Below are 18,009 nucleotides of genomic sequence, written 5' to 3' on the forward strand. Positions count from 1 at the left end.
GGCCCCTTGCATCGGTCGCCGGCACTGGTAAAGGCGGCCTCCCGATCGCAGCCACCCAGCAGCGATCGTTTGAAGATGTGGGGCCTTAGCTCAGCTGGGAGAGCGCCTGCATGGCATGCAGGAGGTCAGCGGTTCGATCCCGCTAGGCTCCACCACTTCTTCAAAACCCGGCGCCGACGAGCGCTTCCCAAGACAGGCGAGCGACAGGCGGTTTGAGCCCGCCAAGGCTCTGTCATTTCATTTCGACGGACTGGAAATCTGCAAAGGCGGCCGTGCTTGTGCTGCCTTTCTTGCTGCGCGGTGTTTACTGCGCCGCGTCCTCGGTTTCGAACACCGGCTCCATCGAAATCGGGTCGGCCAGCGAGATGCGATCGAGAATCGACGCGGTGTCATCGCGGACCTTCAGCATCAGACTGCGCATCCGGCATTCGGCTTCGGGCAGGCAGTTTTTGCAGTGCTCGTGCGCGTTGCGCGCCGCGCACGGCACCAGCGCCAGCGAACCGCGCGTCAGCCGGACCAGATCGCCATAGCTGATGTCGATCGGTGGCAAGGCCAACTGATAGCCGCCATCGCGCCCGCGCTGCGAAATGAGCAATCCCTCGCGCGCCATTTCCGACAGAATCACGGTCAGAAATTTGGGCGGAATATTCTGTGCCTCCGCAATGTCCGCGAGTTGGACCTGCCCCTTGCCCCAATGATCGGCAAGATGCTGGAAAGCACGGATCGTATAGCGGGTCTTCTGCGAGAGCATGCAGGGTTACTGTGACATATTCAGCCTTAATTCAACCTGTCTGGATGAGATTATCGCGCACGGTTGATGAAAATCACGGCGGGTGGCATGGAGCGAGGATAAAAGGGGCGCGCACGACCTGTTAAGGGCAACCAGAAGGGTGAAGCGGATGATACGTAAGATATTCGGTGCCCCGGCGATTTTCGCCGCGTGCATGCTGGCGGTTGCGCCGGCACAGGCGCAGTTCGGCGGTCTGCTGCGCAAGGTGACGTCACCGACCCCGACCCCGACGCCGAGTCCCAGCACCGACAGCGACAATGGCGGCTGTCCCAAGGGGAAAAAGGGCAGTCGCGCCGGGCGCAACATATTGGGCGGCATATTGAGCGATACGCTCGGCGACGCCGCCGGCCGGACGGGCTTCGGCAGCTATTTGCCGACCTCCGAGGTCGCGGGGACGTTGACCGACGCGATCGCGTGCAAGCTCGATCCCGCCGAACAGGTGCAGGCCGCGGCGGCGACCGAAGAGGTTACGCGGGGCGAGGCGGTCGGCGCGACCGCCAACTGGACGAGCGAAACGCGCGAGAATGTCAGCGGATCGTCGACCGTCGTTGCCCGCAATGACGAGAGGGGTGGCCGGCGCTGCATGAGCGTCACCGATGTCGTGATCGTCGAGGGTGAGGAAACCACGGTGTCGAAACGCATGTGCAAGGGGCCGGGGGAAGCGCGCTATGTTATCGCGGCCTGACGGCCGGCGCTTGCTGCGCCCCGCTGCGGCGTTCTTCGCCGGGCTGGCGCTGCTCGGCGCGACGCCGATGGACCCGGTCAACAAGACATGCCCGGCGAACCCCGGATGGTCGCTGAACAAGACGATGCTGCTCACCCCGCGCAAGCAGGGCGATCGCAAAATATTGCTGGCCGAAGGGCGCATCGATGCGGGGCTGCCCGACCGGCTCAATGCCGCGCTTGCGGCCAATCCCGACGTCGAGGAACTCTGGGTGAGTTCGCCCGGCGGCGACGCGCGCGCCGGTAATGCCGCAGGCCGGATCATTCGCCAGCATCCCGGCATGGTGACACGGATTCCCAAGGGGTGGGTTTGTTTCAGCGCGTGCAATTTCGTGTTCATGGGCGGCCAGCTGCGCATCGTCGAACCCGGCGGCATTTTCATGGTTCATATGTTCACCCGCACCGGCGACCGCGGCACGATCGACATGAGCGTCGCGATGGGAACCGATGCCACGACCGAACTGATCGGCGAGATCGAACAGGACGCCGCGCTGCTCGCCAGCGAGGATAATGATTTCCTGATCCGCATGGGGGTGTCGCGCAAGCTGCTGACCGACGTCATGTACCGGCAGAAGGCGGTGGCGGGGCAGGGCGATGACAAGTCGACCCGCCGCTGCCTGACCCAGGCCGAGGTACTGCAATATAATGTCGCGAACGCCGCCGCCGACTAGCGGCGCACAAGGTTGCAAACAGAAACGAATGGCGTAGACTGGCCCTGTAATGGGAGAGCCGGCCATGAACGACATGACGCACGAACACGCCACGTTCCGATCGATGATCGACGGGACGCAGCAGGATTGGGACATCATCGCGCGCGAGCAGAAGCAGTTTGCCCCGAACAATGGCAAGCGCATCCTCGACCATCTGAAGTTGCTCGGCGGCGATTATGGCGGCTTTCCGGTCGACCGGCTCGAGCATTGCCTGCAAACCGCGACGCGCGCGCATCGCGATGGCCGCGACGAGGAATATGTCGTGATGGCGCTGCTCCACGACATTGGCGATACGCTGGGCGCGTTTAATCACCCCGATGTCGCGGCGGCGATCCTCAAGCCCTTTTTGTCAGAAGAAAATCTGTGGATCGTCCAGCATCACGGGATTTTCCAGGGCCATTATTTCTTCCACTATCTGGGCCTCGACCGCGACATGCGCGACCAGTTTCGCGATAGCCCGCATTATGCCGCCTGCGCGCATTTCTGCGAAGCCTATGACGCCCCGGCGTTCGACCCCGAATATGCCAGCGAGCCGCTGGAGTTTTTCGAACCGATGGTGATCCGGGTCTGCTCCTATCCCAGGACCAGCATCTACAAAAAGGTGATGGTCGAGGAAGCCGCCGCGTAAAAAAATGCCCCGGCAAACGCCGGGGCAGGTTCCTCAGGTAACTGATAGAACCCCGGCACTGGCCGGGGTTCGCGTTTCGGCCTTACTGGCCCTTGAACGCGGTCTTGCGCTTTTCGAGGAAGGCCATGATGCCTTCGGCCGCATCGGCGCTGTTGCCCGCGATGAACTGGCCCTTCGCTTCGGCGTCGAGTGTATCGGCATAGCTTTGCGACAGGCCATCGCGCAGGATCTTGCGCATCGTGCCGAGCGACACCGTCGGGCCATTGGCAAGGCGCGTCGCGAGCGCGCGGGCTTCGGCCAGCAGCGCATCATCCTCGACGCATTTATAGATCATGCCCCAGTCGGCGGCCTGTTCGGCGCCGATCTTTTCGCCCAGCATCATCATCTGGGTGGCGCGCGGCACGCCGATCAGGCGCGGCAGTATCCACGACGATCCGCCGTCGGGGACGAGCCCGATGTTGACGAAAGCCTGAAGGAAATAGGCGCTCTTGCCCGCGATGGTGAAATCGCCCGACAGTGCGAAGCTGCACCCGACGCCCGCGGCGGGGCCGTTGACTGCAACGACGACGGGAATGTCGAGGCTGGCGAGCGCGAGCAGCATCGGATTATAATGGTTGCGCAGCGCCTTGCGGCTGTTTGCGCCGCCGCTGATCGACGAGCTGCGGTCGCCGCCGAGATCGGCACCCGAGCAGAAGCCGCGGCCTTCGCCGGTGATCAACAACGCGCGCGCGCCGAGCCCGGGCAGATGGTCGAGCGCGAGGCGGATGTCGTCGGCCATCGCGGGCGGCATCGAGTTGAGCCGTTCGGGGCGGTTGAGCGTGATCGTCGCGACATTGTCGGCGACCTCGAGCTTGATGGTGTCAAAGGATGGGATGCTGGTCATGGGGAAGAAATCCTCTCGCGCTGGCGTTTCGGCTTTACCTTTACGTTCACGTAAAGTTGTGGCCGATTTGAAAAGCGAGTGCAAGGGGGAAGGGGGTTTTCGGTGTAGCTTGGTCGTCGGACGCGTTTGCCGACAGAGGGGGAGGAAATCGTGACAGTCCTTCAACTCTCGTCACCCCGGACTTGATCCGGGGGCCATAAGGCGAGGGCTGCTGTGGATCCCGGATCAAGTCCGGGATGACGAAGGGGGATGCCTGAATTGGGGAGGTAAGCGGACATTGAGCCTCAAGGTCGATTTCGCCATAGCGGCGTAAGTAACGCAGCAGCGCGGGAGCATCGCATGAGTGAGTTTGCCGATTTTTGGAGAGCGCTCTACCCTAACACTGAGCCTGCAGGTTGGCTGATGCGAGCGGCAGAGGTCCCGCACTGGATTCGCTTTCACTCGCTTCCACTTTCGAAACGTTACGCGGAAACCGAGGAAGAATATTCGATCCTTCTGGGCAGGCAGACTGCGCTTGCCAGCGCGACTCTGGGTAACGACCGCCCTTGTTGGATGGTGCAAGCGTGCTGGATGACGCCAGAAGGCTTTGTCGAAATAACCGATGAGTCTGAGATGTTCCGGGAAACCCGTGAGCTAGGACTCAAGCACGCCTTCTCGTTCAGTGTTGATGAGGGGGACGATGCTGTTGCTACTACTTGGAACGTTATGGCGGCCCCTGTTCGATGGACGCACGGTGGCTTTGGTAAAGTGCTCTTGCGCATAGCCGACGATCGGGCGGCGCCCATACTCTGGGTATCTGCAGAGAGCGGCGCAGTATTTGCGCCTTACGACGGCGGAGTAGATCTGTTCCTGCCCTCAGAAGCAGAGGCGAAGGAGTTGCGATCGAAATATGCCGATTGGCTATCGTCGCATCCCGACGGGCTTTAGGTCGCCTACGTCTCTCGCTGAGTTACGCGGGAATGTCGGCAACTGGCCGTTAGCGACCGCCCTTGTTCCCCGGCGAAGGCCGGGGCTCAGTGAGTTTCAGAGCAAGCGTCGTGTCATGGCGCCATGGGCCCCGGCTTTCGCCGGGGAACGGCTTTGTTGGTCGTTTTCAGGCATCAAACGAAGGTAGAGATCTCAGCCTAGCCGTCCCCATCCTCACGCACGAACCGCATCTCGCCTTCCGGCCGGGTCAGGATAAACGCCTTGTTGCGCGCCGCAAAACAGGCGCCATCAAACGCCGCGACGCCGAAATCATTGGGAACCAGCCGGGCGTGCAATTTTCCCTTGTCGCCCTCGACCAGCTCGAACCGCGGTGCCGCAATGTTGTAGATCGGCTCGCTGAGCTTGACCCAGCGCGGGACGCGCGTGTCGCCCTCGGGCATCGTCCAGCCATAGACCTGCGTATAGCCCTCGATCGGATCGCCCCGGTCGAAGCCGATCACGAAATCGACCCCCGCGACGCCGCGCCCGTTCGGCCAGCTGACGAAGATTGTCGGGACCGCGCCGTCGACCTCGACGGGTGCGGCCTTGGCGAAGGCGGGCGGGACGGGCGTCGGCTCGGTGAACAGGCAGATCGCATCGCCGCGCGCTTCCCAGCGCCCCTCGGCGCGCTCGTCCATCGCGCCGACCGCGAGGCCATATTGGAAATGTCCGTCGGCGGTGATGCGCAACCCGCCCCCCGCATCGGGGCCTTCGCTCAGCCGATAGTCGCCAACGAGGGGCGATTCTTGCGCCGCGGCGGCGGACGCGAGCGAGACGGCGAGGGCGGCGGCAAGCAGGATGTTTCGCATCCGCCGATACTGCGCCGGTTCGCCGGACCGCGCCAGCCCCTTCCCACAAACCGCGCCACCTGCTACCCGCCCGCGCCATGTCCCAGAAACGTCCCGACCGCCGCACCTTCGCCATCATCTCGCATCCTGACGCGGGTAAAACGACGCTGACCGAGAAATTGCTCGTCGCCGGCGGCGCGATTCATATCGCGGGCGAGGTCAAAGCGCGCGGGCAGGCGCGGCGCGCACGGTCCGACTGGATGAAGATCGAACAGCAGCGAGGGATTTCGGTCACATCGTCGGTGATGACCTTTGAGCATCAGGGACTGGTGTTCAACCTGCTCGACACCCCGGGGCATGAGGATTTCAGCGAAGATACCTATCGCACCCTGACCGCGGTCGACAGCGCGGTGATGGTGATCGACGCCGCCAAGGGCATCGAGCCGCAGACGCTCAAGCTATTCGAGGTTTGCCGCCTGCGTTCGGTGCCGATTATTGCCTTTATCAACAAGGTCGATCGCGAAGGCCTGCCGCCGTTCGAACTGCTCGACGAGATTGCCGAGCGGCTGGCGCTCGACGTGTGCCCGATGAACTGGCCGGCCGGGATGGGCGGACAGTTTGAGGGGATTTACGATCTGGTCGATCCCGCGATCATGAAGCCGGGCGGCGAGGCGTCGCGGATGTACGAAGGCCACCGCGCCAAAGTTGGGGGGCTGGACGACCCGGCGCTGGCAGCGGAGCTTTCGGAGCGCGCGCTCGCGCTGCTCAAGGAAGAAACCGAGCTGGCATCGGCCTGCTACGCGCCCTTCGACGTTGCGGCCTACCGCAACGGTGACCTGGCTCCGGTCTATTTCGGATCGGCGCTGAAAGAATTCGGCGTCATCGACCTGCTGTCGGCGCTCGCCAACCACGCGCCGGGGCCGCAGCCGCAGCCCGCCGAACCCGCGCCGGTGCAGCCCGACGACGATGCCGTCACCGGCTTCGTGTTCAAGGTGCAGGCGAATATGAACCCCGCGCACCGCGATCGCATCGCCTTCATGCGGATGTGCTCGGGCAAGTTCGAGCGCGGGATGCGCCTGATGCAGGGCGGGACAGGCAAGGCGATCGCGATCAGTCGCCCGATGCTGTTCCTCGCGCAGGACCGCGAAATGGCCGAGGAAGCCTGGCCCGGCGACATCATCGGCATTCCGAACCATGGCACGCTGCGCGTCGGCGACACGCTGTCCGAACGCACCGATGTCACGATCACCGGGCTGCCGAACTTTGCACCTGAATTGCTGCGCCGCGTCGCGCTGGTCGATCCGACCCAGACGAAGAAATTGCGCAAGGCGCTCGACGACATGGCTGAGGAAGGGATTATTCAGGTCTTCTATCCCGAAATCGGCGCGAACATGATCGTCGGGGTCGTCGGCCAGCTCCAGCTCGACGTGCTGATCAGCCGCCTCGACGCCGAATATAAGGTCGCGGCGAAGCTCGAACAGTCGCCGTGGGATACCGCGCGCTGGATCGCCAGCGACGATGCCGCGGCGCTGAAGGCGTTTCAGGCCGATCACCGTGGCGCCGCAGCGACCGATCGCGACGGCGCGCCGGTGTTCATGGCGAAGGACGCGTGGGAAGTCGGCTATGTCACACAGCGGCACCCCGCGATCCGCTTTACGGCGACCAAGGAGCGGCGGTTCGCGGTCGAATCCTGACCGCTTTAGATAAGGCTGAGCAGGTCGGCGGGCGCCCCTACTTCATCCTCCTCATCCTCTTCGCCTTCGAACTTGCTCAAGGTTACCCCTAGCAAACGGATCCCCTGCGGGGTGGGCAGCAACGGCGCGAGGATCGCTTCGCCCGCCGTCAGCAGTGACGTGCCGTCGAGAATCGGCGCAGGGGTCGATTTCGCCCGCGTGATCGTCTGGAAATCGGCGTAACGCAGCTTGAGTGTCACCGTCCGCCCGCGCGCGCCCTTCTTCGCCGCGCGATCCCACACAACGGTGCAGACATGCGCGAGCGCTTCGCGAATTTCGGTGTCGCTGATCAAATCGTTGAAGAAGGTGCGTTCGCCGCCCAGCGATTTCAGCGGCCGGTTCGACTTCACCCGCCGATGATCGATCCCGCGAGCCAGATTATAGAGCCATTCGGCGCTGTTGCCGAAATGGGTCGCGAGCCAGAGTCCATCCTTTGCGGCGAGGTCGGCGCCTGAAAAAATGCCAAGCCCCTCCATCTTCGCCGCGGTTACCGGGCCGATGCCGTGGAAGCGCCGGATCGACAGCGTCTGGACAAAGGCGGCGCCTTTGCGCGGCGGGATGATCGTGATGCCGTCGGGCTTGTTCTGGTCCGACGCGAGCTTGGCGATGAACTTGTTATACGAAACTCCGGCGGAGGCGGTGAGACCGGTTTCGTCTCGGATGCGCTGGCGGATCAGCCGTGCGGTCGCGGTCGCGCTGCCGAGCCCCATCCTGTCGGCGCTGACGTCCAGATAGGCTTCATCGAGCGACAGCGGTTCGACTTCATCGGCATAGTCGCGAAAGATCGCGCGAATCTGATGCGAGACTTCGCGATACGCCTCGAAACGTGGCGGCACGAAGATCAGATCCGGGCATCGGCGCTTCGCGGTGATGCTCGGCATCGCCGATCGCACCCCGAACTTGCGCGCCTCGTAGCTGGCGGCGGCAACGACCCCGCGCCGTGACGATCCGCCAACCGCAACGGGCTTGCCGCGCAAGGCCGGATTGTCGCGCTGTTCGACCGACGCGTAAAAGGCATCCATATCGACATGGATGATCTTGCGGACCGGGGCATCCGCCGCGTCACCGGGATCGACTATGTCTTCCACGTCACCGGATTAGCATGTTGCTACAATGTTCTCAACATCGGGTGGCAGACTGTTTGCGGCAAACGCTTGACGGGGCCCAAGCAAAATGGCAATCGCCCCCGACCTTGGAGATGCGGGTATAGCATAGTGGTAATGCTCTAGCCTTCCAAGCTAGCTAGGCGGGTTCGATTCCCGCTACCCGCTCCAACTTTTCATCCGACAGTGTCCGACCTTGTCTTTGAAAACCGCAGAAAACTGCGGTATATTCCCTTTCCAATATCCGTCGTCATCCGGCCACGTCCGGAGGCAGCCGAGCGTGTTTGGGGCCGCTTTGGGGGCCATGGATGGTAGCTCAATTCGAGTGGGCCCCATCGTGGGAGCCACTTTGAGGGAGGGCCTTTGAAAAAATGGCGCTTTCTGATGTCGCGATCCGCAGCGCCAAGCTGCGGGAGAAGCTATTTAAGATGGGTGATTCGCTCGGACTTTTTTGCTGGTTCAGCCAACCGCCGCTCAAAGTGGACACCAGTCTTCGCGGCAAGACGAACGGCCACGCCCTTGGGGGCTCAGCTTGAAGATCGCGCACCGACCGGCGCTAGAAGTCTGCGCCGAGTGCCAGGAACGCATGAAAACCGTCGGTGCCCTCGCCGTCGCTGAAGGTCGGGCCGCCCGACATCAACAGGCGAAAGTGTGCGGGCAGGCCGACGATCCCCCCCAGCCCAACGCTGGTCGAGGGGCGCCCGCCGATGGCGTCGGGCCCTTGCCGGTCGGCTTCCAGGCCGATCAGAAGTTTAGGACTGACCTGCCGCGTGATCGCTGCGCCGCCGGTCCAGTAATCGCGATTGCCGGCACCAGGATTGATCGCATAGCCGCCGCCGCCGAAGACCGACCAGGCGCCTTCGTCCTTTTGCAGCCAGACGGGCAAAAGGCCGGTCACCTTGCTATTGCCCATAGCCTTGCTCGCGGTGGGCAAGGTGATGCCGGGGAAGGCCGCGATGGAAAATCCCGCCTGCTCGTCATGGTAGAAACGATATTTTGCCGAGACGGCAATATCGCCCGCGCCCCAGCGCCATCCCGCATCATCATGGGCAAAACCGGCGGGAAGACCCAGCGTGAGTTGCAGGTCGGGGGCGGCGCCATAGTTGATCTCGACGCCCGCCGACCCCTCAAATGTCGATCCGCGCCCTTCGCCCTCGATCAGCGGGCCATAGATTTCCCAATGGCCGGTGTCGGTGGGTTCGGGGTCGTCGGTCAAAAAGGGCGGCCCCGCCCATGCTGCGGAGGCGTGGAGGGTCAGGCACAAGCCCAGCAGATTGGCCAGCAAGATCCGCGCCCGGCGATGCATGCGGACAGCGCTCGTCACCGCGCGATCTGCTTTTCGGCGGCGCGCTGCGGGATGATGAGGATCAGCGTCGCGATCGCCAATCCGATCACCAGCGACGCGCCGGCGCGGCTCAGTTCCAATCCGCCGTGGGCGACAGGTTTGTCGAGAAAGTCGCCCACCACCGCGCCCAGCGGGCGGGTCAGGATGAAGGCCGCCCAAAAGAGCGCCACGCGATTGATCGTTGTCCGGTAATAGGCAAGCGCGACCAGCGCGAGCAGCGCGCCGAAAATGACGGCGGCGCCCAGATAGCCCAGCGGGCCGTCAGCGACCCAGTCGCCCAGCGCCGTGCCCAGCGTTTGCGACAGGGTGATCGTCAGCCAATAGTATATCTCGGCCCTGGGCTCGTGCACCGAACTGACCGAAATCGTTCCCAAGGCCCGGTGCCAAATGGCCAGCGAAAGCAGCACCGTTCCCAGCAGCAACAGCGAGCCGCCCGGATAGCCGATGCCGAGCGACCGCGTGGCAAAATCGGCCATCGTCGTTCCGGCGGTGGTCGACGCGATGATCGTCGCCCAATAGAGGGTCGGGTGAAACTGCTTCGCCCGGATTTGCATCGCCACGAGCATGATGAGCAATGTCGCAAATATGCCGGTGCCGATCAGATAGCCCAGATTCATCGACATGCTGACGGTGTCGCCTGCGGTCTCGCCAAAGGTTGTCGCCAAAATCTTGAGAATCCAGAATCCCAGGGTGATCGCCGGGACCTTGGTCAGCGTCGATAGGGTGGCATGGGGCATGGAAGGGCTCCTGATGCTTGAACGTCGGGGGAGGGTGATGTCTCGATAGCTAGGCCCGGCGAAGGATCGCGCCTATAAGCAGGCGCTCAAATCCCTCTCTATAAGCGGAAATCCTATGCCCCGGCCCGTCGACGACCCCGCCGCCCCGCGACGCAAATGGCCTGAACGGGCGGTGGTCGTGCCCCTCGCCATCGTGGCGCTTCAGGCGGTGGCCGCGGCTTATTTCGTGATCGACGGTGTCGATGATGTGCTCCGGCAGGTGAGTGCGGGCATCAGTATGGAGATCGTTATGGAGTGCCTCGTCGCCTTAGCGCTGCTCGGCGGGGTGGTGATGGGCTCGCGCCATATCGCCGACATCACTGGGGAATTGCGCCGGAAGGATCAGTTGCTGGCCAATGCGCGCGGGGCACTTGGCGAGCATATCGCGCTGCGCTTTGTCGAATGGGGGCTCACCCCCGGCGAAGGCGAGGTGGCACTGTTCGCGCTGAAGGGGTGCGATGTTGCTGAAATTGCGCGTCTGCGCAATTCCGCGACCGGGACGGTGCGGTCCCAATTGAGCCAGATCTATGCGAAAGCCGGGGTCAGCAGCCAGGCGATGCTGATGTCGCTGTTCATCGAGGATCTGCTGGACGCCAATCCTCCCGGCTGAACCGAAACTGCACTCTTGCAAATCAGTCGCATTTGCGAATATGGGCGCGGCTTCTCTATTGCAGTCTGGTGTCTTCCCTATGAAATTCGGTCTCAATCTTCGTCTATCAGCGGCGAGCCTTGCCGCACTGTCCGTCGCCGTCGTCGCGGCTCCGGTTGCAGCCGAAGAGGCTGCGGATGTGACGGGCAGCGAGATCATCGTCACCGCTCAGCGCACGACCCGCGATATCACGCCGCCCGTCCATCAGATCACGACGCTCGATCGTGAAGCGATTGAAACGGGACGCGGGGCATCGGACACGCTCTCGACGATCCTCGCCAAGACCGTACCGGGGCTTGCGGATTCGAGCCGCACGATCACCGACTATGGCCAGACGCTGCGCGGGCGCGGGGCGCTGATCCTGGTCGATGGCGTACCCTACAACACCAACCGCGACAGCTCGCGCAACCTGATCAGCGTCAACCCGAACGACATTGAAAATGTCGAAGTGCTTCGCGGTGGCAGCGCCATTTATGGCAGCGGGGCGACCGGCGGCATCATCTCGATCAACACGCGCCCTGCGGGCGGGCCGCTGCGCATCGAAACGACGATTGCGGGCGTCGCGTCGCTTTCCAATCTCACCGACGACAGCCTTGGCGTGCGGCTCCAGCAATTTGTGTCGGGCTCGGCGGGCGGGGTCGATTTTGCCCTGAACGGCGGATATCAGCGGATCGGCGCTGGATTTGACGGGCACGGCAATCGCCGCGCCCCCGAACCGAGCCAGGGCGACCTGATCGACAGCGATGTGTGGAACATCGGCGGCAAGCTCGGCCATCAGGTCGGCGCTAACGGCTATGTCCATGCCTCGCTCAATCATTATCGCGCCGATCAGAACAGCGACTATGCCGCCGATCCAGTTCCCGGCCGCCTGCCGGCGGGAACCGCGCTCGCGCGGCCGCTCAAGGGGCTGGAACTCGCCGAACAGAATCAGGTGCGCAGCACGGTCGCGACCTTCGGCTACCGGAACAGCGATGTGCTCGGCAGCCGGGTCGATCTTCTGGGCTATTACCGCGATCTTTTCGTCCGCTTCACGCCGTTCGACGCGCGCGGCGTCGCCACCCGCGGGCGCAACGTTGATCAGGTCTATCAAAACAGCAAAACCTTTGGCGCGCGCCTGACCATCGAAACGCCGGTCGGGCCGCGAACCTCGGTGACATGGGGCGGCGACCTTGGCCGCGAAGTCAGCGACATGCCGCTCGATGTGTTCGATCCCGCCGTTTACGACGCGAGCGGCGGCCTCGTTTTCAAGCGTACCGGCACCCTCATCTATATGCCCGAGCTGACGACCGACACGCAGGGCGGCTTCGTCCAGCTGCAGCATCGTTTCTCCGATCTGCTCGCGATCGAGGGCGGCGTGCGCTACGACCGGGCCGAGGCGTCGTTCGACACCTTCACGCCGCTGTCGCAGTCGCGCGCGCCGGTCCCCGTCGCGGTGCAGGGCGGCAAGATCAGTTTTGACGGCTGGACCTTCAACGCCGGCGCCGTGCTGACGCCAGTGCAGGGGCATGAATTTTTCGCTTCCTTCTCGCAAGGCTTCCAGCTGCCCGATATCGGTCTTCAGCTCCGCAACGCCAATGCGGGTTTCAGCATCGACAATAGCGACCTTCAGCCGGTCAAGATCGACAGCTATGAACTCGGCTGGCGCGGCACCTTTGGCCAGGCGAAGGCGTCGGTCGCGCTCTTCCGCACCACATCCGATCTTGGCGACGTCCAGAGCTTCAACAATGGTCTCATCCTGCTGCGGACTGCCGAGCGCATCAAGGGCGCCGAGCTGACGCTCGATGTCGGCGATGCAGGCGACAGCTTCCGTGTCGGTGGCAGCGCGACCTATATGCGCGGGCGCGAGAAGGCGGCGACCGCGGTCGCATGGCAGAATATGACCGGCTATCGCATCCCGCCGCTCAAGCTCACCGCCTATGCCCAATATGCTCCGGGTGATCGCTGGGACGTGCGCCTTCAGGGGCTGTTCTCGGGCGAGCGCGACTATCGGCTGAACGGCACCGCGAGCTTCGGCCGGCGCGAAGTGAAAAGCTATGCGCTGCTCGACCTCATCGCCCGCTTCCATGTGACCGAAAAGGATATGGTCACGGTGGGCGTCGAGAACCTGCTGAACAACCAGTATCTTCCGGTCTACAGTCAGCTTTTGCGCAGCAACACCAACACCAGCCGCGTCCCCGCCAACGGCGCGACCCTGACTATCGCCTACAAGCGCGACTGGTAATCTGACGCCTTGCTGACAGGGGCTGCTAGCCTCGCGTCAGCCGCCCCCGGGCATGCCCTGTCCCGGCAGTCGAAAAGTCTTCGACTGCCGGGACAGGGAGCAGGGTTTTGCGTTTCAATCATATTCTCGCCGCCGCGTCGCTGGTTTTGCCGGTGGTGGGCGCTGCGGCGCAGGCGGCGGCCCAGGAGGCTTCCGGCGAAGGCGTCACGGCCTTTTCGAGCGACTTTTTTGCGCGGGTGCAGCCGACCAACGCCTACGACATGGTGCTGCTTGTTCCGGGGTTCCGGATTGTCGAGGGCGATGCGGACGTGCGCGGCTATTCGGGCGCGGCGGGCAATGTCCTGATCGGCGGCCAGCGCCCGGCGGGCAAGGCCGAGACGCTCGAAAATCTGCTCAAGCGTATCCCGGCGGCGCGCGTCGAGCGGGTCGAACTGATCCGCGCCGGAGTGCCGGGATATGACATGCAGGGCTATGCGTTGCTCGCGAATGTTGTGCTTGCATCGGGCGGGCGGATCAGCGGACAGGTCGAGGCCGAGGCGGCGCTGTACCGCCACGGCTATCGGGCGCCGCGCGGGTCGGTGCAGCTCAACCTCGACTTCGGCGAGCGGGCGATCGACCTGTTCGGCGCGATCTATCGCGAGATCGACGACGAACATGGCTTCGGCACCCGCAACCGCTTCGCCGCGGGCGGCGCCCCGCTTCGTCTTGCCGACTATTTCCAGCCCGAAGGGACCGATGTCGTCGAAGCGACCGCCGCCTATCGCCAGCCATTGCTGGGCGGCACGATCCGCCTCAACGGACTGCTCCAGGACAAGCGCATGTTCGCCGACATCGGCTATGACATCAGCGCACCGGTGATGGAAACGATCCGCGGCCGCGAAAGGCAACATACCCGGACCTATGAATCGGGGCTTCGCTATGAGCGGGCACTGGGCGCGGCCAGCGATCTGGAGATTGTTGGAAACTATCGCTCGGTTGCGAAGGACCTGATCGAAAGCGAAGTAACCTCATCGGGAAGCGATCGTTCGGACGAAGCGTCGAAAAGCAGCGAGATGATCTTGCGCGCCGCATTCCGGCATCATCGCGGTGCACTGACGCTGGAGATGGGCGCCGAGGGGGCGATCAATATCCTCGACAGTAGCAACCGGTTGTTCGAGGATGATATAGCGGTGCCGTTGCCCAACGCCAATGTGCGCGTCGAGGAGCGTCGCGCCGAATTTTTCACCAACGCCAGCTGGGCGCTCAGCCCGCAACTGACCGCCGAAACGGGCTTGCGCTACGAAATTTCACGGCTGTCGCAAAGCGGCGACACGAGCCTCACCAAGTCGCTTGCGTTTCTGAAACCGCGGGCTCGACTGAACTGGTCGCCGGGGAAGAATGACCAGCTCCGGCTGCTTGTTGAGCGCGAGGTGGGGCAGCTCGATTTCGGCGACTTCGTGGGTGCCGCTTCGCTCAACAGCGGGACGATCAGCGCCGGCAATCGCGACCTTGAACCCGATAGCCTGTGGCGCGGCGAAGTCGGTTATGAGCGTCGCTTCGGTGCCGGGTCGGTCGTTCTGGTTGCGCGGCGCGAATGGATTTCGGATCTGGTCGACCAGCTTCCGGTGGCTGCCGATGGGGTCGTCTATGACGCGGTCGGCAATATCGGCGACGCGCGCCGCGACGAGGTAGAGGCCAATCTGAAGCTGCCGCTCGACCGGATGGGCCTCAAAGGCATCACCGTCACCGCCGATGCGCTGGTTCGCCGGAGCCGGGCGACCGATCCGACCACCGGCGAACGGCGGCGCATTTCGGACGACGCGCCGCTGGAAGCCAAGATATCGGTTACCCACGACATTCCGGCATGGCGCCTGCGCTGGGGAGGGAGCTATGTGTTTGCCGAGAAGGAGGCGAGCTTCAAGGTACGCGAGGTCCAGACCGATCGGGTCGAAGGCCGGCTCGACCTGTTCGTCGAATACAAGCCCGATGCAAACTGGACGATGCGCTTGTTTGGCCGCAATTTGACCGACAGCCCTGTGACCCGCACGCGCGACATCTTTACCGGTTTGCGCGGGGCGAGTGCTTTCAAATATCAGGACGTCCGAACGCTGCGCAGCGGCGCCTATTTTGGGCTGACCGTCAAGCGGGCCTTTGGTGGATGATCTTCGGGCGCGCGCCAGCTGAGTTCTGCGCGAAGGCCGCCCATCGTCGAGCGGTCGAGGTGGAAATCTCCCTCGGTCGCATCGGCGAGGTCGCGTACGATCGCGAGGCCCAGTCCGTGACCGCTGCCGCTTTCGTCGAGGCGCACGCCACGCTGGGTTGCCCTGGCAACGGCATCGCCACTCATGCCCGGCCCATCATCTTCGACGCCCAACGTCAGGCGGCCCGCCTCGCTTCGCGCCGTAACGCGAACATGGCGTCGGGCGTGGCGCGTCGCATTCTCGACCAGCGCGCCGAGCATCTCGGCGAGGTCTGCGCCATCGACCGGAAGGCGCAGCATCGGGTCGATATCGACCGAAAACGCAATCGCCTCGCCATCTTCGGTTCGCTCGAGCACGGCGATCAGCCCTTCTGCGATGTCGTGAGGCACGGATTCGCCGCCCGCACCGCGCGCCGCAGTGGCGCGGGCACGTGCGAGTTCGGCTTCGAGCGCCGCCGCCATCGCGTCGATCGCGCGATCGATTCCGTCGGGTGCCGGTTCGCCGGCCCGGCGGTTTTGCGCCGCGAGGACGGCCAATGGGGTTTTGAGGCTGTGTGCGAGGTCGGCGGCGCGGCGGCGTGCGCGCGCCAGATCGGTTTCGCGCGCGTCTGCGAGTGCGTTGATGGCATCGATGAGCGGCCGAATTTCGCGCGGGTGAGTATCGGACAGGCGCGCGCTTGGACTGCGACGCAGCCGGTCGAGATCGAGCCGCAACTGATAGAGCGGTCGCAGACCGAGACTGACCTGCGCATAGGCCGCGACCGACAGAACGAGCCATAGCAGGAGGAGCGACAGGGCGAGTTCTCGGTCGAATTCGCGCAGCGCGCCGCGCATCTCTGCGTCATCCTTGGCGACGCGCACGATAACGTGGGGCGACCGTGGCCCGGGCTGGATGCTGCGGCTGACCATCGTCAGCTGCTTGCCAAAGGGACCTGCCACGGTATGGGTTGCCCAGCCTCCGGTCGCGGCGGCCACCTTGGGCAGGCTCTGATCCCAAAGCGATGGCGATTGGGCCGTGCCCGCGGCGGCGGACACCTGCCAATAGGTTCCGCTCGCGATGGGCTGAAACTTCGGGTCAGCAGGGGCGGGATCGACGACGGGTTTGCCCGCCGCGTCAAGGGTCATGCCCGCCACAACCTGTTCGGCAAGTTTTACCAGTTCCGCCGTTTCGCGTCGCTCGACATGCTGATGAAAGAGCCAGGCGATACCGACGCCCGAGAGCGTGAGGGCAAGGAAAATGGCGACGGCAGCGCCGCCGAGCAATCGCAAGCGCAGCGACGTGCCCTTCATTCAGTCTTTCCTGCCAGCAAATAGCCAAGCCCACGGCGCGTTTCGATCATGCCGCCGCCAATTTTGCGCCGCAATCGCGTGACGATGGCCTCGACCGCGTTGGTATCGTTGCCGTCGGCCGCGCCATAGAGATGTTCCGCAATTTCGCCGGCGGGGACATAACGTTCCCGCTGGTGGCCCAGATAATTGAGCAGACGAAACTCAAGCTGCGACAGTTGTGCTAGCTGGCCGCCGATCATTGCCGTCATCCGCGAGGTGTCGATAACCAGATCGCCAATCGTCAGCACCGGACTGGCATGCCCTGCAGCGCGGCGCACGAGCGCCTTGACGCGAGCGATCAGTTCGCCGGTCGCGAAGGGCTTGGCCATATAGTCGTCGGCGCCAGCCTCTATGCCTTCGACCTTCTCGGTCCAGTCGCCACGCGCGGTCAGCACCATTACGGGCATGTTCCTGGCCGCGCTGCGCCAGCGCCGCAGGACGCTCAAACCGTCGAGGCGCGGGAGGCCGAGGTCGAGCACAGCGACGGCATAGTCCTCGACATCGCCCTGGAACCAAGCGGTGTCGCCGTCGCTGCAACGATCGACGACGAAGCCCGCAGTGGTCAGCGCGCGGGCAACGTCGTCGGCGAGGTCCGGGTCGTCTTCGACGAGAAGCGCACGCACTCAGTCATCCTCGATCTTGATAATCGCGCCTGTCCGCGCATTGATTTCGACTTCGCGTACGCGGCCCGACGGCGTTAGTATCTTGATCTCATATTTAATGCCCCACGTCTCATAGTCCAGTTCGACCTTGACGACGTCGCCGGGAACCTTGGCCTGCGCGAGCGCGAGCACGCGGGGCAGGGGGAGGAGTTCGCCGCGCTGTACCGCCTGACGGATTGCGTCCTGTTCGGCACGCTTGCGTTCTTCCTTCGATAATTTGCTTTCGGATTCGTGCGCGAGCGCGGGGGCAGCGAGATAGGCGAGCGGTGGCGCGGCGAGCGCCAGAATGGCGAGGGGGGCAATGATACGCATGGGGCGGGGTCCTTTGTTCGATGATGCCCCTTATTGGACGTGATTCGCTGATGCGAAGCTGACGCCGTGTTGATCGGCACGACGGCGGCTCCGTTGTATGGCTAGAGGCCGTTCAAGCGGTCGGTGTTGGGTCCTGATCGTTCTCTAGAACCCGAGGAGGTTGAAGCTGGTTTCGGCGCGAACGCCGAGGATAAGGGCATGGGCGATCGCCG

The 18,009-nt window shown here is 63.8% G+C and carries 18 protein-coding genes and 2 tRNA genes; 11 read left to right on the top strand and 9 right to left on the bottom strand.

Annotation, left to right across the window (positions count from 1 at the left end):
* Positions 1-79: 79 nt before the first annotated feature.
* Positions 80-155, top strand: a tRNA-Ala gene (locus AC1RRJ_RS12205).
* A gap of 149 nt (positions 156-304) precedes the next feature.
* Here the strand turns inward: AC1RRJ_RS12205 and AC1RRJ_RS12210 are convergent.
* On the bottom strand, positions 305-751 hold the full coding sequence (locus tag AC1RRJ_RS12210; RefSeq protein ID WP_493122992.1) for an RrF2 family transcriptional regulator: 447 nt from the start codon (positions 749-751) through the stop codon (positions 305-307).
* A gap of 148 nt (positions 752-899) precedes the next feature.
* Between AC1RRJ_RS12210 and AC1RRJ_RS12215 the strand changes: the two genes are divergently transcribed.
* The 3 genes from AC1RRJ_RS12215 to AC1RRJ_RS12225 all read left to right on the top strand — a co-directional run bounded on the left by AC1RRJ_RS12215 (position 900) and on the right by AC1RRJ_RS12225 (position 2,851).
* Positions 900-1,475: a hypothetical protein gene (locus AC1RRJ_RS12215; RefSeq protein ID WP_493122994.1), complete on the top strand. Its 576-nt coding sequence runs from the start codon at positions 900-902 to the stop codon at positions 1,473-1,475.
* The gene (locus AC1RRJ_RS12220) at positions 1,459-2,184 is read left to right on the top strand and encodes a COG3904 family protein (RefSeq protein WP_493122996.1); all 726 of its coding nucleotides are present in this window, start codon (positions 1,459-1,461) and stop codon (positions 2,182-2,184) included. The genes AC1RRJ_RS12215 and AC1RRJ_RS12220 overlap by 17 nt, the downstream gene beginning before the upstream one ends.
* A 64-nt stretch (positions 2,185-2,248) precedes the next feature.
* Positions 2,249-2,851, top strand: coding sequence for an HD domain-containing protein (locus tag AC1RRJ_RS12225; RefSeq protein ID WP_493122998.1), 603 nt, complete (start codon positions 2,249-2,251; stop codon positions 2,849-2,851).
* Between the two features lie 82 nt (positions 2,852-2,933).
* Here the strand turns inward: AC1RRJ_RS12225 and AC1RRJ_RS12230 are convergent, their stop codons facing one another.
* A complete protein-coding gene (locus AC1RRJ_RS12230) occupies positions 2,934-3,734 on the bottom strand; it encodes an enoyl-CoA hydratase-related protein (RefSeq protein ID WP_493123000.1) in 801 nt (266 codons plus the stop codon).
* A gap of 339 nt (positions 3,735-4,073) precedes the next feature.
* On the opposite strand from AC1RRJ_RS12230, the gene AC1RRJ_RS12235 reads away from it, so the two are divergent.
* Complete coding sequence (locus tag AC1RRJ_RS12235) at positions 4,074-4,661, top strand: DUF3885 domain-containing protein (protein ID WP_493123002.1); 588 nt, start codon at positions 4,074-4,076, stop codon at positions 4,659-4,661.
* Between the two features lie 197 nt (positions 4,662-4,858).
* Here the strand turns inward: AC1RRJ_RS12235 and AC1RRJ_RS12240 are convergent, their stop codons facing one another.
* The gene (locus AC1RRJ_RS12240; protein WP_493123004.1) at positions 4,859-5,509 is read right to left on the bottom strand and encodes a hypothetical protein; all 651 of its coding nucleotides are present in this window, start codon (positions 5,507-5,509) and stop codon (positions 4,859-4,861) included.
* Positions 5,510-5,586: 77 nt separating this feature from the next.
* On the opposite strand from AC1RRJ_RS12240, the gene AC1RRJ_RS12245 reads away from it, so the two are divergent.
* Entirely contained in the window at positions 5,587-7,182 is a 1,596-nt protein-coding gene (locus AC1RRJ_RS12245; RefSeq protein ID WP_493123006.1) for a peptide chain release factor 3, read from the top strand.
* Positions 7,183-7,187: 5 nt separating this feature from the next.
* Here the strand turns inward: AC1RRJ_RS12245 and dinB are convergent, their stop codons facing one another.
* A complete protein-coding gene (gene dinB / locus AC1RRJ_RS12250; protein ID WP_493123008.1) occupies positions 7,188-8,309 on the bottom strand; it encodes a DNA polymerase IV in 1,122 nt (373 codons plus the stop codon).
* A gap of 112 nt (positions 8,310-8,421) precedes the next feature.
* Between dinB and AC1RRJ_RS12255 the strand changes: the two genes are divergently transcribed.
* Together AC1RRJ_RS12255 and AC1RRJ_RS12260 are read left to right on the top strand one after the other, a co-directional pair.
* A tRNA-Gly gene (locus AC1RRJ_RS12255) sits at positions 8,422-8,495 on the top strand.
* A 200-nt stretch (positions 8,496-8,695) separates the two neighbouring features.
* The gene (locus AC1RRJ_RS12260) at positions 8,696-8,860 is read left to right on the top strand and encodes a hypothetical protein (RefSeq protein WP_493123010.1); all 165 of its coding nucleotides are present in this window, start codon (positions 8,696-8,698) and stop codon (positions 8,858-8,860) included.
* Positions 8,861-8,880: 20 nt separating this feature from the next.
* On the opposite strand, the gene AC1RRJ_RS12265 is transcribed toward AC1RRJ_RS12260, so the two are convergent.
* Positions 8,881-9,648 carry a transporter family protein gene (locus AC1RRJ_RS12265; RefSeq protein WP_493123012.1) on the bottom strand — a complete coding sequence of 256 codons (768 nt, stop codon included), beginning with the start codon at positions 9,646-9,648 and terminating at the stop codon, positions 8,881-8,883.
* Positions 9,645-10,406, bottom strand: coding sequence for a COG4705 family protein (locus AC1RRJ_RS12270; RefSeq protein WP_493123014.1), 762 nt, complete (start codon positions 10,404-10,406; stop codon positions 9,645-9,647). Before AC1RRJ_RS12270 ends, AC1RRJ_RS12265 begins: the two co-directional genes overlap by 4 nt.
* A gap of 115 nt (positions 10,407-10,521) precedes the next feature.
* Between AC1RRJ_RS12270 and AC1RRJ_RS12275 the strand changes: the two genes are divergently transcribed.
* The 3 genes from AC1RRJ_RS12275 to AC1RRJ_RS12285 all read left to right on the top strand — a co-directional run bounded on the left by AC1RRJ_RS12275 (position 10,522) and on the right by AC1RRJ_RS12285 (position 15,456).
* Positions 10,522-11,055 (top strand): helix-turn-helix transcriptional regulator, encoded by a 534-nt coding sequence (locus tag AC1RRJ_RS12275; protein ID WP_493123015.1) that lies wholly within the window; start codon positions 10,522-10,524, stop codon positions 11,053-11,055.
* Between the two features lie 79 nt (positions 11,056-11,134).
* The gene (locus tag AC1RRJ_RS12280) at positions 11,135-13,315 is read left to right on the top strand and encodes a TonB-dependent receptor (RefSeq protein WP_493123017.1); all 2,181 of its coding nucleotides are present in this window, start codon (positions 11,135-11,137) and stop codon (positions 13,313-13,315) included.
* A gap of 107 nt (positions 13,316-13,422) precedes the next feature.
* Complete coding sequence (locus AC1RRJ_RS12285; RefSeq protein WP_493123019.1) at positions 13,423-15,456, top strand: TonB-dependent receptor domain-containing protein; 2,034 nt, start codon at positions 13,423-13,425, stop codon at positions 15,454-15,456.
* Here AC1RRJ_RS12285 and AC1RRJ_RS12290 read toward each other — a convergent pair.
* From AC1RRJ_RS12290 to AC1RRJ_RS12300, 3 genes are read right to left on the bottom strand one after another with little or no spacing between them, the layout of a single operon-like run.
* Complete coding sequence (locus AC1RRJ_RS12290; RefSeq protein ID WP_493123020.1) at positions 15,417-16,784, bottom strand: ATP-binding protein; 1,368 nt, start codon at positions 16,782-16,784, stop codon at positions 15,417-15,419. The genes AC1RRJ_RS12285 and AC1RRJ_RS12290 overlap by 40 nt on opposite strands.
* A complete protein-coding gene (locus AC1RRJ_RS12295) occupies positions 16,781-17,446 on the bottom strand; it encodes a response regulator transcription factor (protein ID WP_493123022.1) in 666 nt (221 codons plus the stop codon). Before AC1RRJ_RS12295 ends, AC1RRJ_RS12290 begins: the two co-directional genes overlap by 4 nt.
* The gene (locus tag AC1RRJ_RS12300) at positions 17,447-17,797 is read right to left on the bottom strand and encodes a PepSY domain-containing protein (RefSeq protein ID WP_493123024.1); all 351 of its coding nucleotides are present in this window, start codon (positions 17,795-17,797) and stop codon (positions 17,447-17,449) included.
* Between the last annotated feature and the right edge of the window lie 212 nt (positions 17,798-18,009).

The sequence above is a fragment of the Sphingopyxis sp. GW821-FHT12C06 genome, assembly GCF_058807415.1.